This is a genomic window from Novosphingobium umbonatum, from assembly GCF_004005905.1.
Classification (GTDB): Bacteria; Pseudomonadota; Alphaproteobacteria; order Sphingomonadales; family Sphingomonadaceae; genus Novosphingobium; species Novosphingobium umbonatum.
The window spans coordinates 236,619-252,229 of sequence record NZ_SACO01000002.1; the positions used below are offsets into that span (position 1 = coordinate 236,619).

General features: G+C 64.3%; 14 protein-coding genes. 5 read left to right on the forward strand and 9 right to left on the reverse strand.

Annotation, left to right across the window (positions count from 1 at the left end; genetic code table 11):
- Positions 1-12 precede the first annotated feature (12 nt).
- Both folK and aguB read right to left on the reverse strand, forming a co-directional pair.
- Positions 13-534 (reverse strand): 2-amino-4-hydroxy-6-hydroxymethyldihydropteridine diphosphokinase, encoded by a 522-nt coding sequence (gene folK / locus EOE18_RS03390; protein ID WP_127706232.1) that lies wholly within the window; start codon positions 532-534, stop codon positions 13-15.
- On the reverse strand, positions 531-1,391 hold the full coding sequence (aguB, locus tag EOE18_RS03395; RefSeq protein WP_425464279.1) for an N-carbamoylputrescine amidase: 861 nt from the start codon (positions 1,389-1,391) through the stop codon (positions 531-533). Before aguB ends, folK begins: the two co-directional genes overlap by 4 nt.
- Positions 1,392-1,492: 101 nt before the next feature.
- On the opposite strand from aguB, the gene msrA reads away from it, so the two are divergent.
- The gene (gene msrA / locus EOE18_RS03400) at positions 1,493-2,038 is read left to right on the forward strand and encodes a peptide-methionine (S)-S-oxide reductase MsrA (protein ID WP_127706236.1); all 546 of its coding nucleotides are present in this window, start codon (positions 1,493-1,495) and stop codon (positions 2,036-2,038) included.
- 6 nt (positions 2,039-2,044) lie between these two features.
- Here the strand turns inward: msrA and EOE18_RS03405 are convergent, their stop codons facing one another.
- On the reverse strand, positions 2,045-3,292 hold the full coding sequence (locus EOE18_RS03405; RefSeq protein WP_127706238.1) for an RsmB/NOP family class I SAM-dependent RNA methyltransferase: 1,248 nt from the start codon (positions 3,290-3,292) through the stop codon (positions 2,045-2,047).
- A gap of 117 nt (positions 3,293-3,409) precedes the next feature.
- On the opposite strand from EOE18_RS03405, the gene EOE18_RS03410 reads away from it, so the two are divergent.
- Positions 3,410-3,589, forward strand: coding sequence for a DUF1674 domain-containing protein (locus EOE18_RS03410; protein WP_127706240.1), 180 nt, complete (start codon positions 3,410-3,412; stop codon positions 3,587-3,589).
- Positions 3,590-3,608: 19 nt separating this feature from the next.
- Here EOE18_RS03410 and hemH read toward each other — a convergent pair whose 3' ends face one another.
- From hemH to EOE18_RS03425, 3 genes are read right to left on the reverse strand one after another with little or no spacing between them, the layout of a single operon-like run.
- Entirely contained in the window at positions 3,609-4,634 is a 1,026-nt protein-coding gene (gene hemH / locus EOE18_RS03415; RefSeq protein WP_127706242.1) for a ferrochelatase, read from the reverse strand.
- Between the two features lie 24 nt (positions 4,635-4,658).
- Positions 4,659-6,905 carry a molybdopterin cofactor-binding domain-containing protein gene (locus EOE18_RS03420; protein WP_127706244.1) on the reverse strand — a complete coding sequence of 749 codons (2,247 nt, stop codon included), beginning with the start codon at positions 6,903-6,905 and terminating at the stop codon, positions 4,659-4,661.
- Positions 6,906-6,910: 5 nt separating this feature from the next.
- The gene (locus EOE18_RS03425) at positions 6,911-7,696 is read right to left on the reverse strand and encodes an Mrp/NBP35 family ATP-binding protein (protein ID WP_246027257.1); all 786 of its coding nucleotides are present in this window, start codon (positions 7,694-7,696) and stop codon (positions 6,911-6,913) included.
- 393 nt (positions 7,697-8,089) lie between these two features.
- Here EOE18_RS03425 and hflK point away from each other — a divergent pair, with 393 nt between their 5' ends.
- The 3 genes from hflK (at position 8,090) to EOE18_RS03440 (ending at position 11,802) form a co-directional block, all read left to right on the forward strand.
- The gene (hflK, locus tag EOE18_RS03430; RefSeq protein WP_127706247.1) at positions 8,090-9,253 is read left to right on the forward strand and encodes a protease modulator HflK; all 1,164 of its coding nucleotides are present in this window, start codon (positions 8,090-8,092) and stop codon (positions 9,251-9,253) included.
- A complete protein-coding gene (hflC, locus tag EOE18_RS03435) occupies positions 9,250-10,125 on the forward strand; it encodes a protease modulator HflC (RefSeq protein ID WP_127706249.1) in 876 nt (291 codons plus the stop codon). Before hflK ends, hflC begins: the two co-directional genes overlap by 4 nt.
- A 147-nt stretch (positions 10,126-10,272) precedes the next feature.
- Positions 10,273-11,802 (forward strand): Do family serine endopeptidase, encoded by a 1,530-nt coding sequence (locus tag EOE18_RS03440; protein WP_181953000.1) that lies wholly within the window; start codon positions 10,273-10,275, stop codon positions 11,800-11,802.
- A 261-nt stretch (positions 11,803-12,063) separates the two neighbouring features.
- Here the strand turns inward: EOE18_RS03440 and EOE18_RS03445 are convergent, their stop codons facing one another.
- From EOE18_RS03445 to msrB, 3 genes are all read right to left on the reverse strand, one after another.
- Positions 12,064-12,753 (reverse strand): aspartate/glutamate racemase family protein, encoded by a 690-nt coding sequence (locus EOE18_RS03445; RefSeq protein WP_127706251.1) that lies wholly within the window; start codon positions 12,751-12,753, stop codon positions 12,064-12,066.
- Positions 12,754-12,964: 211 nt separating this feature from the next.
- Complete coding sequence (locus EOE18_RS03450) at positions 12,965-15,025, reverse strand: transglycosylase domain-containing protein (RefSeq protein WP_127706253.1); 2,061 nt, start codon at positions 15,023-15,025, stop codon at positions 12,965-12,967.
- A 100-nt stretch (positions 15,026-15,125) separates the two neighbouring features.
- Entirely contained in the window at positions 15,126-15,548 is a 423-nt protein-coding gene (gene msrB / locus EOE18_RS03455; protein WP_127706255.1) for a peptide-methionine (R)-S-oxide reductase MsrB, read from the reverse strand.
- Positions 15,549-15,611: the final 63 nt, after the last annotated feature.

Here is a 15,611-nt window from a genome sequence, read left to right on the forward strand (position 1 = left end):
AGCAAAGCGCGTTCAGGCGTCGGGTTGGGGGTCTCTAGGGGCAGTCTGGGCGCGGGTCAAGCGTCTGTTTAGCTGACGCAGCGTAAAACCTGTTACCGGATCGCGCCAATTGGGCGCAATCGCGCTGGCAGGCCCCAAAACAAAGCTGCGTTGGCGGAAAAGGCGATGTGGCACTTGCAAATCGGGCGCGCGCCATAGCCCCCCTCCCCACAACACAATATCCAGATCCAGCACCCGCGAGGCCCAGCGCTGGGCGCGCTTGCGGCCAAACGCCCGCTCGATCCGCTTTAACAAGGCCAGCATGGCAGGCGGCGACATATCGCTACGCACCAGCGCCGCGCCATTGGCATATTGGCGCAAGGACGGGCCAATCGGCGCGCTGCGGATCACCGGCGCCACCCGCTCCACCCTTACCCCAGCCGTCTCCAACGCCGCCACGCCCGCCATCAGCACCCGTTGCGGGGCGCCATGGCGATGGTGGCGGACATTGCTGCCCAGCGCGATCAGATAGAGGTCAGATGTCCTACGCCTCATATATCCTGGGCAAGGCGGCCATAAAGCTGCGGGCGGCGATCACGGAAGAAGCCCATGCCCGCGCGATGGGTTTTCGCACGCGACAGGTCCAGCGTAGCGGTCAAAATGCCGGTTTCCGCCGCGCCATAATCGGCCACGAAATCGCCCCACTCGTCGGAAATGAAACTATGGCCATAGAAATTCTGGCCATCCTCGCTGCCAATGCGGTTGGCGGCCACCACCGGCATGCAATTGCTCACCGCATGGCCGATCATCGCGCGGCGCCACATACGGCTCGTGTCCAGATCGGCATCATAGGGCTCGCTGCCAATGGCGGTGGGATAGAACAGCACTTCGGCCCCCATCAAGGCCATGGCGCGCGCGCATTCGGGATACCACTGGTCCCAGCAGATGCCCACGCCGATACGCGCCCCGAACACATCCCAAACCTTGAAGCCGGTGTTGCCGGGGCGGAAATAATACTTCTCTTCATAGCCCGGCCCGTCAGGAATGTGGCTCTTGCGATAGGTGCCCATGATCTGCCCTTGCGGGTCAATCATGGCCAGCGTGTTGTAATAGTGATGCCCATCGCGTTCAAAGAAGCTGGTGGGGATGGCCACTTTCAAAGCCTTGGCCAAGGCCTGCATGGCGATCACGCTGGGGTGCTCTTCGGTCGGGCGGGCAAGGTCGAACAGGGCCTCATCCTCCACGCGGCAGAAATAAGGCCCGCTGAACAATTCAGGCGGCAGGATCACTTGCGCGCCTTGCGCAGCGGCCTGTTCCACCAGAGCGGAAACGGCGGCAATATTGGTGGCTTCATCCGCGCTGCCCAGTGGCAGTTGCAAAGCGGCGACGGTCAATTGGCGTGACTGGCTCATGGCCCGCATCCCTATTGCCCCCGCGCCCCAAAGTCCACCATTGCGATGCGGGGACGAGGCCCTATCTAGGCCCTATGATCGAAATTGCGAAGGACCAAGCCATGGCCGAACCCACCCAAGCCCAAGCCATTCTAGCCGGAGGCTGCTTCTGGTGCACCGAGGCAGTGTTCCGCCAATTGGCGGGCGTCACCAATGTGGAAAGCGGCTATCTGGGTGGCACAGTGCCCCACCCCACCTATAAGCAGGTGTGCAATGGCGACACCGGCCATGCCGAGGCCATCCGCATCACCTATGATCCTACGGTGCTGTCCTATGGCGATCTGCTGGACGTGTTTTTCGTCACGCATGACCCCACGCAATTGAACCGCCAGGGCAATGACGTGGGCACCCAATATCGCAGCGCCATCTTCCCGCTCGACGACGCCCAGCGCGCGGAAATCGCCCCCGCCATCGCCCGCGCTCAGGCGGACCGCGATGCGCCCATCGTCACCACGGTGGAAGGCCCGGCGCAATGGTATCCCGCCGAGGATTACCATCAGGACTATTGGGTGGGCGAAGGCCAGCGCAACCCCTATTGTCTGGCCGTTATCCCGCCCAAGCTGGCCAAATTGAAGAAAGGCTTTGGGGACAAGATGAAGGGGGCCTGATCCCCCTTATTTCTTCCAGCGCGCCACGAAAAATCCGTCCAACCCGCCATGTTCAGCCAGATTGGCGGGATCGGAGCGCAGCCAGCCTTCCGGCGTGGGGGTCAGGCCTTGGGGCAATTCCTCGGCGCGGATCGGGTCAGGCGTCAGCGCCACTTGCGCGGCCTGATCCTCGCCCTCCTCGCGCTCCAGCGAGCAGACGGCATAGACCAGCACCCCGCCGGGTTTCAGCCAAGCGGCGGCCCGCTCGATCAGTTCGGCCTGCAAGGACGCCATCTCGCCAATCTGGCGCGAGCCAATGCGGTGCAGCACATCGGGGTGGCGGCGGCAGGTGCCGGTGGCGGTGCAGGGCGCATCCAGCAGCACCGCGTCAAACAGAGAGTTCGGGCTCCATTCCCGCGCATCGCCCGAAACCAGTTCGGCAGACAGGCCCGTGCGCGCCAGATTAGCCCCCATCCGCTCCAGACGGCGCGGGCTGGAATCGAGCGCCGTCACCTGCCAGCCCGCAGCGGCCAATTGCATCGTCTTGCCACCGGGCGCGGCGCAAACATCCAGCACGCGGCGCGCAACGCCATCCGCGCCCACGCCCTCACCCAACAGGCGCGCAGGGATAGACGCCGCCAGATCCTGCACCCACCAGCCACCTTCCTCGAAACCGGCAAGTCCCTCCACCGCCTCACCCCGCGCCAGACGCAGGTGCAAAGGCGCTAGGGCCGTGCCTTCGGGTGCCACCGCCCCCGCCTTCAGGCTGAGGTCCAGCGGCGGCGGCACGGCAAGGCCAGCGGCAATCGCGCGCGCCCGCTCGCCCCAGCGCTGCGCCACCGCTTCGGGCAGGGTCGGCGCATCGGGCAGACTCGCCCCGCCGCGCACCAGAGCGGAAAACACGCCATGGGCCAACCGGCGCGGACCACCCTGCAACAGTTCCAGCCCTGTCGAGATCACCGCATGGGGCGGGGTTTCCAGCCGCAGCCAGCCCGCCAGCATCAGTCGCAGCACCGCGCGCGGCTTGGCATCATCGGGCAGGATCTGCCGCGTGGCCGAATCGATCATCGCGTCCAGATCCACCATCCAGCGCAGAGCCTCGCCCGCCAGCGCCCGCGCCAAAGCCTTGTCCGCCGGATGGCGCAGGCCCGAAAGCGCGGAAACCCCTGCATTCTCCAGCGTCTCGCCCCGCCGCAAAACGGCATCCATCAAACGCAGGGCGGCACGACGCGCGGGAACACCGGCGATCTCTTCTTGGTTCTGGTCAGGGTTCATCGGCTGCCCTTAAAGCATGAAGGCCAAAAGTGGGAGCCGGTTTTTGCCGCCCATCATGCGCCAACGACCAGAGGTGCATCTTGCATTCGGGCGCCACTGCGCGCATTTGACTTGGCCATGAGCGAAAAACCCCTCCAGCGAGCAACCGAGCGCCCCGCCAGCTTCACCAAGCCCGCGCATTGGAGCAATGACCCTGTGCCCGCGCCCGCCGCGCCCAAGGACGAGGAAGACCCCGAGGGCCTTTCCCCCACCCGCTATGGCGATTTCACCCGCAAGGGGATTGCGTGGGATTTCTGATCCCTCAGGCCCAAACTCCTCAGGCCCAGCCCCCTAACTCCCGCCGGACCAGCGCCTCGATCATCTCCATCCCCGCCTCACGCGCATTGAGGCATTCCAGCACGGCGTAATCCTTTCCGCCCGCCTCCTCGAACACTTCGCGCCCACGGATGGCCAGTTCCTCCAGCGTTTCCACGCAATCGCTGGAAAATCCGGGCGCGGCAATCGCCAGAGAGCGCACACCCTCTCCCGCCAGCTTGGCCAACACATCCTCGGTCGAAGGCTCCAGCCATTTGGCGCGGCCAAAGCGCGACTGGAACGAGGTTTCCACCCGCACATCGGGAAATTCCGATGCCAAAGCCGCGCCCAGCAGGCGCGCCGTCTTGCGGCATTGGCAATGATAGGGGTCGCCCAGATGCAAAGTGCGTTCGGGCATGCCATGGAAGGATAGCAGCAGCACTTCCGGCTTGAAGGCCAAAGCACGCAATTGCGCCGCCACATCCTTGCGCAAGGCCTCGATATGCGCGGCATCGTCATAATAGGGCGGCAGGGTGCGGATCGCCGGTTGCCAGCGCATCGCGGCCAAGGCTTCGCCCAGCTTGTCGATCACGCTGGCGGTGGTGGCGCCCGAAAATTGCGGATAGAGCGGCGCGACCAGAATACGGTCGCAACCGGCAGCCTTCATCTTCTCCAGCACAGCGGGGATCGAGGGCTGGCCATAGCGCATCGCCCAATCGACCACCACGCCATCGCCCAAGTGCGCCTGCAAAGTCGCCGCCTGCGCCTTGGTGTGAAAGGCCAAGGGCGATCCATCCTTGGTCCAAACCTGCGCATAGGCATGGGCCGATTTGGCAGGCCGCGTGCGCAGGATGATGCCATGCAGGATCAGCCACCACACAGGGCGCGGAATTTCCACCACGCGCCGGTCCCACAGGAATTCGGCCAGGTAGGTCCGCACCGCAGCAGGCGTCGCCGCCTCTGGCGTGCCCAGATTGACCAGCATCACGCCAACCTTGCCAAACGACACAGGCGGATGGCTGGCGGGCAGATTGGCATCAGGCGTCATCAGGCGTTTCCTATTCATCATGGCCTATTCATCATGGCCGAGTGGCAGGCGGCGCAGGCGTAATCCCGTGGCGGAAAACAGCGCATTGGCCAAGGCTGGTGCCACCACCCCCACGGCAATGTCGCCCGCATCCCACGCCTCCTGCTGCGGTTGGGCGCTGGCCTCGATCAGTTCAACCTCGACTTCGGGGCAATTGGCCAGCACCGCCAAGCCCATTTGCCCCAATCGCGCCAGCATGGGCAGGCCCTGTTGCCATTCGGTGCTGCAACCCAGCGCCAGCGACAGGCCGAAGATCAGCCCGCCCTCCACCTGTTGACGCGCCAGTCCGGCATCCACAATCCGCCCCAGATCGGCCACGGCAGTGATGCGCTCAACCTTCACGCCCTGTTCCGATGGCCGCGCCTGCACGATGGCCGCGATACAGGGACCATCGACACCTTCACCCATGCGGTGCAACGCCAAGCCGCTGCCACCACCATCACCGCCGCCAGTCCAGCCCGCCAGACCGGCCACCCGTTGCAAACAGGCCGCCAGTCGCGGATCGCCGCCCAACATGCCCATACGGAACGACAAAGGTTCACGGCCAAGCGCATGGGCGATTTCATCGATAAAACCCTCGCGGGGGAAAGCATGCATCGCCTCGAACCCACCGCGCATCGGCCCAGTCGGCAGGGTAATGGCGACAGGCGCACGCTCCACCAACATATGCTCGATCGCATAGGGCGGCATGGCACCTGCCATCACCAGCCGATCCTTGCGGGTCTGCCCATCGGCGGCGCGGCGGGGGCTGTCGCCAGAGAACAAGCGCAGGCCCAATTCCCGCATCGTGGCAGGCATAGCGCATGCCATCTTCCAAGCCGCTATCCCGCCCGAAGTATCGGCCCGCGCCGACAATTGCACCGCCATGGGCGCGCGGGGGATCGCGGCCACCTGCTCGGCCCAGCTACTGCTGACCATCGACACCGGCTTGCCCACCGCCTTGGCTGCCAGAGCCGCCGCCACGGCAATCCGCCCGTCATAGCGGGCATCGAAACTGCCGCCAGCCGCCATGGGGTACAGCACCACCTGATCATCGTTCAGATCCAGCGCCTTGGCCACCGCCTGTCGCACGCTTTCGGGCGCTTGGGCTGCCACCCAGATCTCGGCGCGGTTCTGCGCCACCCGCGCCACCGCACTGGCGGTTTCCAGCGGCAGATGCAGCGCGGGCGACAGGTCATAGCGCGCGGTAAATTGCGGGCGATCACCCAAGGCCCCCGCCGCATCGCCCTTCGCGCCATGGCTGTGCCGCTGGTCACCGGCCAAGGCCTTGTCCAGCGCCAGTTGCAGGCTCTCGCTTTCCACCGGAGCGCGCAGCACGAAACGCGGGGCCACCGCCTGCAAGGCCCGCTCCGCCGCCCAGCCATCGCTGGCCAGGGCCGCCAGCCAGTCGGGTCCGGCCACCAAGCGGTCAAAGCCGCTGATCCCCTGCGCGCGTTTGGGGTCATAGGAACCCAGCGCCGCCTCTTGCGCCCATGGCGCATGGCGGATCGCGGCAAACACCATATCCGGCAGGCGCACATCCCCTGCGAATTGCCATGTGCCATCCACCTTGGCCGGAGCATCCAGCCGCAACACGCCTTTGCCATGAGGCGCGTCGGAAGTGGGGGCGGCACGTAGCAAAGGCGGATCGGGCGGGCTCAGCTCGGCGGCCTCTTGCGCCAGCGCGCCAAAAGCCAGACTGCGCCCCTGATGCGTAACCCGCCCCTGCGCCACGCTACAGGCCTGCCAATCCACGCCCCAGCGCTTGGCCGCCGCCATGGCCAGCAAGGCCCGCGCGCTGGCGGCAGCATGGCGGGCAGGCGCTTCATAGGCGGCAAGCGTACTGCCCCCGCCGGTCACCATAAAGCGGTGATCCTGCGCCCAGCTTTCCGCCCGCCATGGCGTTTCCAGCCCCAAGGGCATCCATAAAGGCGCCCATGCCCGCGCCAGCGCCAGATTGGGAAAGGCCGCGCTGGGCGGGGCCATTTGCACCGAAACCTGCCGCCAATCCGCGCCCATTTCCTCGGCCACGATCCGGCCCAGCAGGGTCAGCACGCCTTGGCCCATTTCCAGCTGGGGGATGGCGATGCTGACCACCCCGTCCAACCCCAGCCTGATCCATGCGTCCAACGCCACCTCGCCTTGGGCAGGGGCGATGGGCGGGATGATCTTGCGCGGCAGCAGGTTAAAGCCCAGCCACAGGCCACCGCCCGCCGCCGCGCCCACCAATATCTGCCGCCGCGACAGGCCCATCAGGCTTACAGCCGCGCCTTGATCCAGGGCACCAACTGCCGCGCCAGCCGCAGGAAGGCCTCGGCCTGCGGACCTTCACCCGCCGCCGGAGGCTGGCCCGCATCCGATCCCGTGCGGATCGACAGGTCCAAAGGCACGCGGCCAAGGAAAGGCAGGCCCAGATCATCGGCCGCCTGCTCCACCCCGCCACAGCCGAAGGGATCGGACACATTGCCACAATGCGGGCAAACATAGCCCGACATATTTTCCACCATGCCCACCACCGGCACATGGGCCGCTTCGAACAGGTTCATCGCGCGGCGGGCATCCATGAGCGCCAGATCCTGCGGGGTGGAAACAATCACCGCGCCGGCAGGCTTGTGCTTCTGGATCATGGTCAATTGCACGTCACCCGTGCCCGGCGGCAGGTCCACCACCAGCACCTGCGTGTCGCCCCACCAAGCATCGATCAACTGCCCCAGCGCGCCCGAAGCCATGGGGCCGCGCCATGCAATCGCGCGGCCATCCTCGATCAAGTGCCCCATCGACAGCACGCCCACGCCATGGCGGCTGGGCACGGGGAACATCTTGCTATCCTTGGCCTCGGGCTTCACCCCTTCATTGTCGAACAGGCGCGGCTGCGACGGGCCATAGATATCGGCGTCCACAAGGCCCACTTTCAGCCCCTGCCGCGCCAGAGCCACCGCCAGATTGGCCGACAGGGTGCTTTTGCCCACCCCGCCCTTGCCCGAACCCACGGCCAGAATCAGCGGGCCTTTGGGAGCGGCTTCCGCCGCCGCACGTTCCGCCATCAGCCCCACGCGCACCTGCGCGACGCCATCGGCACCCGACAGCGCAGCCTTGACCTCTTCCTCCAGCGTCACCCGCCCCGCCGCGTCCAGATCGCCCGCCTCCAGCACAGCCGTCACCACCCCGTCGGCCAGTTTCAGCGACTGGACCCGCGAGCGGATCGTCGCGGGCAACAGGGCGGTCAGGCTGGAACTGTCATGCGGCATGGGAAAAGGCGTCCTTGTTCTGCGCTATGGTTTTAAGCGATCCCGCACCTAGCCCAGCGCCTTTTGCAGGGAAAGCCCCAGAACGCATCTTGGCCAAGCTTCCTCCCTTGCGGGCGATTAGGCCAGAATTTGCGCGCTCCTTTACCAAGGCCACTGTTTTTTCAGAAACGCCACCCTATAGATAGGCTTATGAAGCAGATTGCCGCATGGATCGCACAGGGTAGAACACGCAAAGGGGAGGCGCAGGCCGCCGCTTTCCCGCCGGTTCCGGCACAGGACATCCTGCGGCAGGAGGAAGGCGGCGAGGGTGAACCTCCCGCGTCCAGCCCCGACAGCCCGCCCAAGTCCTCCGGCCCGCGCAACCCATGGCAAGTGCCATCGAACAAGGGGCCGCGCCGTGGCATGGATGACATGTTCCGCCCGCTGGGCCATGGTACGGGCAAAGGTGGCGGCGGAAAAGGCGGCGCGCCCAAAGGCCCGCAGATCAGCCTGCCCCCCGGTATGGACGGCCGCAAGATCCTGCCCTTTGCTCTGGCAGGCACGGTGGCGATCTGGCTGCTGCTGACCAGCGGGCATCAATTGTCCTCCAACCAGCAGGGCGTGGTCACCACCTTTGGCAAATATACCGGCATCATCGGGCCGGGCCTCAACATCACCGCCCCTTGGCCGATCCAGCAGGTGAGCGTGGAAGATGTCACCTCGATCCGCCGCGACAGCGTGCCCGAAGGCGAGGCGGAAAAGCTGATGCTGACCAGCGACCAGTCGCTGGTGGACCTGTCCTATATTGTGCGCTGGAACATCAAGAATTTAAAGCAGTTCAACTATCAACTCCAAGACCCGCAAGGCACGATCATCGAAGTGGCCGAAGCCGCCATGCGCGCCAGCGTGGCCGAGGTGAAATTGAATGATGTGATGGCCGGCAATGGCCGCGCCGAGATCGGCGAACATGTGCGGCAAAGGATGCAGGCCATTCTGGACGCTTATCATGCGGGCGTGTTGATTCAGGGCGTGGACATCAAGAAGGCCGACCCGCCAGCCAAGGTGAATGAAGCCTTCCAGAAGGTGCAGGCCGCCCAACAGGACGCCAACCGCGACCTGTCTAACGCGCAGGCCTTTGCCCAGCAAGTGGTCGCCCGCGCCGAGGGCGATGCCACCGCCTTTGACAAGGTCTATGCGCAATACAAGCTGGCGCCCGAGGTAACCCGCCGCCGCATGTATTACGCCACGATGGAGCGCGTCCTGTCCTCCACCGACAAGGTGATCGCGCCTTCGGGCAACACCACCAGCTATCTACCCCTGCCCGAAATTCGCAAGAAAGCGCCGGATGCCCCCGCGCAAGGGAGCAACCCATGAGCCAGAACCTGTTCCCCGATAGCTTTACGCCGCTGCACAAGGCGCTGGCAGGCGCGCTCACCGCCGCCGTGTTGATCGGCATGACCGCCGTGGTGCAAGTGTCGGAAAGCGAGCAGGCGGTGGTGATGCGGCTGGGTGATCCGGTGCGCGTGATCAACCGCTACAACCCCGGCGTCGATTATGGCAACACGGGCGCTGGCCTGTCGCTGCGCCTGCCCTTCTTTGAAAAGCTGGTGCGGATCGACCGCCGTGTCCTGAGCCTTGAAATGGAGCGGCAACAGGTCATTTCCTCCGACCAGCAAAGGCTGGAAGTGGACGCCTATGCCCGTTTCCGCATCATCGATCCGGTGCGCATGGTGCGCACGGCGGGCACGACCGAGCGTTTGCAGGAGCAATTGCAGCCGATCCTGACCTCGGTCCTGCGCCAAGGTCTGGCCAGCAACACGTTCCAGTCGCTGCTGACGCCTGAACGCGGGGCGATGATGGCCAAGATCCGCGAGGCGCTGGACGCCGAGGCCCGCCAATATGGCGCACAGATCATCGACGTGCGGATCAAGCGCGCCGACCTGCCCGAGGGCAGCGCGCTGGATCGCGCCTTTGCCCGTATGGAAGCCGCGCGCGAGCAGGAAGCCACCGCCATCCGCGCGCAGGGGCAAAAACAGGCGCAAATCCTGCAAGCCGAGGCCGAGGCCCGCGCCGCGCAAATCTATGCCGAAAGCTATGGCAAGGATCCGGCTTTCTATGACTTCTATCGCGCGATGGAAAGCTATCGCACCACCTTTGCCAACCCTGCCAACAAATCGCAGACCACCATCGTGCTGACGCCCGACAATGACTATCTGCGCCAGTTCCGCGGGGCCAAGGGGCAATGAATGAGGATTTCGCCAGCCCAACTGTCCATTCAATTTTCGTTCATGGCGGGCTGGCGTAAATAGGGGAAGAGGGCCGGAAGCACCGGCCACCCTGCCACGGCGTTTCCCTCGACGCGGCAGGCAACAACAGAACAAGGATGAAGCCCAGTGCGATACGCTTATGGAGTGACCAGTGCGCTGCTTCTGGGGGGTGCGACCCTCTCGCTCCTCACCGGACTTCCTGCCGGAGCGCAGGTGGCGCAAAATGACGACAAGACCATGCAGGCCATCACGCCGCGCGTGGGCGCCCCGTCAAGCTTTGCCGATCTGACGCATCAGTTGCAGCCTGCGGTGGTGAACATCTCCACGCGGCAAAAGCTGAAGGTGCAGGGCAATGGCGCCAACCCCTTTGCCGGCACCCCGTTTGAAGGCTTTTTCGGCTCGCCCGAACAATCCGGCCCGCAAACGCGTGAGGCGCAGTCGCTGGGTTCGGGCTTCATCGTCTCCGCCGATGGCTATGTCGTCACCAACAACCATGTGGTGACGCCTGAAGGTCAGGGCGTGGTGGAATCGATCACCGTCACCCTGCCCGATGGCACCGAATATCCCGCCAAGCTGGTGGGCAAGGATGCCGCATCCGACCTCGCCGTGCTGAAAATCACCGCGGGCAAGCCGCTGCCCTTCGTCAAATTCGGCGATAGTGGCAAGGCGCGCGTGGGCGATTGGGTGGTGGCCATCGGCAATCCCTTCGGCCTTGGCGGCACGGTAACAGCGGGCATCATTTCGGCTGTGCTGCGCAACACCGGCCAAGGCGGCGCCTATGACCGCTATCTGCAGACCGACGCAGCCATCAACCAGGGCAACTCCGGTGGTCCTTTGTTCGACATGCGCGGACAGGTGATCGGCATAAACCGCGCCATCTTCTCGCCCTCGGGCGGCAGCGTGGGCATCGGTTTTGCCATCCCGTCGGAAATCGCCAGCCCGATTGTCGACCGCCTGATCAAGGGCCAGAGCATCGAGCGCGGCTATCTGGGCGTGCGCATCCAGCCCATCACCAATGATTACGCCGATTCCCTCGGCCTGCCGCATAATCGCGGCGAGATCATTCAGGCGGTCGAGCCCGGCAAGGGTGCCGACCAAGGCGGCGTGAAGGCCGGTGACGTGGTGCTCAAGGTCAATGGCAAGGATGTGACGCGCGAGCAGACCCTGTCCTTCCTCGTGGCCAACACGCCTCCCGGCACGAAAATCCCGCTGGAAGTGCTGCGCGGCGGCCAGAAGATGACCCTCAATGTCGTGGTGGCCAAGCGCCCCAGCGACGAGGAACTGGCCGAGCAGACCTTTGACCGCAAAAAGGGCGGTGACGCCATGGACAAGGGCGAGGCCAAGGGCACCGGCCTTGCCGAAAAGGCACTGGGCATCTCGCCCATGACCATCACGCCCCAGATCGCCCGCCAGCTGGGCATGCCCGAAGACACCAAGGGCGTGGTCATCGCCAAGGTGGACGAAAGCTCTGACGCGGGCGCCAAGGGCATGGAACGCGGCGATATCATCCTGTCGATCGGCAACACGCCCATCGCCAATATCGCCCAGCTGGAAGCCGGCATCCGCGCCGCCCAAACCGCAGGCCGCACCGCCGTGGGCGTGCAGGTCATGCGCCCGGGCCAGCCGCCGCTCTATATCGGCCTGCGCTTGCGGTAATCGCTTGGTTTGAGCGTTAGAACAGACCCTCGCTGGCTATAGCTGGCGGGGGTTTTGTTTTTGGGGGTTTTGGGGGTTTGGGGTTTTAAGGTGCCTCCGGCGGGTGCTTTATGCCTCCGGCGGGCAAAGGGCGGGGGCCCTTTGCAATCCCGTTAATGAGTGGCACTTGGGCGGATAGGTGGCGCTATAGTTGACTTTGAAAGCCGCTGCGCGGCGGGGGTGTGATCGGAAAGTTGGGGGGGGGGGGTGGGCGTGTAGCTGTCAACGCAGTGCAAACGCTATGGCGGCTTCCGCGTGTATGACGGTGCTGTCGAAACCGGGCAGCGGCAGCGCGTCAACGTCAAGGATAAGCCCGATTTCGGTGCAGCCGAATATGACGCTATCCGCCCCGTGCTCTTTGGCAGTCTTCACAAGGTCGATCAGCGCCGAACGGGATACGTCGAGTATTTTACCCTGACAAAGCTCGTTAAAGATAATGTCGTGAGTAGCAATGCGGCCCGCATCGTCGGGGACGATCACATCGATGCCATGCCGTGCCATCCGGTCCTGATAGAACCCGTTTTCCATCGTGTAGCGTGTAGCAATGAGCAAAGGCTTGCGCTTACCTTTCGCCAAAAGCTGGTGGGCGGTCTCATCGATAATATGAATGAAGGGCACGGATACTGCCGCCTCCACTGCGTCAGCAACAAGGTGCATCGTCACCGCGCAGATCATCACACAGTCAGCACCTGCCCGCTCTAGCCCTAGTGCAGCGTTGGCAAGATAGTCGCCCGCGTCGGACCATCGGCCGCTTTTTTGCATGGCGACGATCGTGTCGAAGTTCACCGACCGCATAACGCTATCGGCGGAGTTCAAACCGCCGAGCCGGTCGCGAACGCCCTCATTGATTAGTCGATAGTAGGTAGCCGAACCTTCAAAGCTCATGCCGCCGAGAAGTCCAATAGTGCGCATGGGATCACCCTAGAAGAGGGGCTGCTTGCTGGGTAGCCCGATTTTACTGTTAACGACCGCAACTGGGGCGTTTGCAGCCATAATGAATCTGACAGCCCAACCACCCCTCCAGCGGAAACCACACCCCCATTAAAGGGATTGCAAAGGGCCCCCGCCCTTTGCCCGCCGGAGGCATTCCTGAAACCCGCCAGAGGCACTTCAGCGCACCAAATCAAATCCCCACACTAGGCTGCCCCGCCGCGCGCTTGGGCCGCTGGGCGCCGGTGGCGTTGTCGAGAAACTCGCCATTGGCGGCGGGCGCGGGGTTGGAGGGGCCGTTGCCGTCGTCGGGGTTGTTGGTGGGCTGCGCGTCCTCATTGGGCACATAGCCGTCGTCGGCGGTCATATTGGCCATGTCGTCCGGCTCCAGCTGCCAATCGGGCAGGGTGAGCTGGGTTTCAAACGGCTCGACAGGGCGCTTGGCCACGGCCTGCTTCATGAATTGGGCAAAGGCGCGGGCGGGCGCGGTGCCGCCTTGCAGGCCGGCGATGGGCTTGGCGTCATCGCGGCCCATCCATACGCCGGTGGTCACCCCGCTGGAAAAGCCGAGGAACCAGCCATCCTTGTTGCTGCTGGTGGTGCCGGTCTTGCCCGCCACGGGGCGGCCGATTTGCGCGGCGCGGCCGGTGCCGATGTTGACGGCGGTTTGCAACAGGTCGGTCATGCCTGCCGAGACAAAGGGCGCGACCAGCACCTGCCCCTGCGCCTTGGGCCGCTCGTACAAGACGCGGCCATCGCTGGCGAGCACCTTGGTGATGCCATAGGGCTCCACCGATATGCCCTTGGCCGAAACCGCGGCAAAGGCGCGCACCATTTCGATCAGCCGCACATCATTGGTGCCCAGCACCATGGAAGGGTTGGTGGAAATGGGCGTGGTGATGCCGAAACGCTTGGCCATGGCGGCCACCGCGTCAAAGCTGACCTGCTGGCCCAATTGCGCGGCCACGGTGTTTTTGGAATAGGCAAAGGCGGTGCGCACGTCGATCTGGCCCGCATAGGTGCCGCCCGAATTGCGCGGGCTCCAACCATCGATGGTCACGGGCTGGTCCACCACCGCATCATCGGGCTTCACGCCCGCTTCCAAAGCGGCCAGATAGACAAACAGCTTCCACGCCGAACCGGGCTGGCGCAGGGCGCTGGTGGCGCGGTTGTAATTGCTGGTCACATAATCCAGCCCGCCCACCATGGCCAGAACCGCGCCATCGCGGTCCATGCTGACCATCGCGCCCTGGGCATCCTTGGGCGTATAGCCCGCAATCGCATGGGCAGCCGCCTGTTGCAGCGCGGGGTCCAAAGTGGTCCAGACCTCGATATTGTCCACCGCATTGGGATCACGCGCCTCGGGCAGGATCGCCTCCAATTGCGGCAAGGCCCAGTCGGTGAAATAGCGCACGGCGGTTTGCGAACCCTCGGCGGCCAGTTTGACCGTCTTGAGATCGGTCTTGTCCGCCTCCGACGGGGTGATGGCGCCGGCATCCACCATCACTTCCAGCACCACCTTGGCGCGGTCAATCGCGGCCTGCTGGTCGGCGGTGGGGGAATAATGGCTGGGGGCCTTCACTAGCCCTGCAATAATCGCCGCCTCGCCCAGACTGAGCTGGCGCCCTTCATGGCCAAAGAATTTGCGCGAGGCCGCGTCCACGCCATAAGCACCGCCGCCGAAATAGACCTTGTTGAGATAGAGTTCGAGGATCTCGTCCTTGCTGAACTTCCATTCCAGCGCCAGAGCGATCAGCGCCTCGCGCGCCTTGCGGTGCCATGTACGGTCATTGTTGAGGAAGATGGTGCGCGCCAATTGCTGGGTCAGCGTCGATCCGCCCTGACGCCATTTGCCGGTCTTGCCGCGCACATAGAACCCGCGCAGCACGCCGATAGGGTCAATGCCGATATGCTGGCGGAAACGGCGGTCCTCGGTGGCGACCATGGCGGTCTTCATCACCTCGGGCAACTCGTTGTAATTCAGCCATTTGCCATAGGAAGGCCCCATGGAGAAAATCTCGGTACCATCGCGGGCGCGGACCAAAATGGTCTGGCCCACCTGACTGGATTTCAGCGCGTCGAAATCGGGCAACTGGCTGGATTCAAACCAAACCGCCGCCGCCAGAAAACCCACGCCCAGCAGCGCGATCGAGCCGATCCACAGGGCAAGCCGCTTGAAGAAACGGCCCACAACGCCCGATCCGTTAGAGGCATCATTCACCTCGCCCGAACGCCGCCTCACCTGTTTCGCCATGCTTTACCCAACCTCATGAAACAACGCATGCACCCGCCAAGCGCCAGCGGCGCCCATAATCGGCGCTTGGTTAACCGCAAATGGCTGTCAGTGCAAAATCTTAAGCATCCTCGCCCGGTAGATCCTCGGGAACGAAGTTCAGGCTGGCGCTGTTGATGCAATAGCGCAGACCCGTGGGTTGCGGCCCATCGGGAAAGACATGGCCCAAATGGCCCTCGCAGCGGGCACAGCGCACCTCCACCCGCACCATGCCGTGGGACATGTCGCGCAATTCGGCAATCGCGCTGGCATCCTCTGGGGCATAGAAACTGGGCCAGCCCGACCCCGAATTATATTTGGTGCTGGAATGGAACAGAGGCGCGCCGCAGCCCCCGCAAAGGTAATCGCCCGCTGCCTTGTTGCTCTCATACTCGCCGGTAAAGGCGCGTTCCGTGCCGCCTTCGCGCAGGATATGGTAACGGGTGGGGCCCAGCTTCTCGCGCCATTGCGCCTCGGTTTGCGGCAGGTCGGAATGCTCGGTCATCTCGGGGGATCTCCTTTGCCAGCCAATATGGGCGCGCGGGTCGGTGGCGGCAAGTGTCGTCTC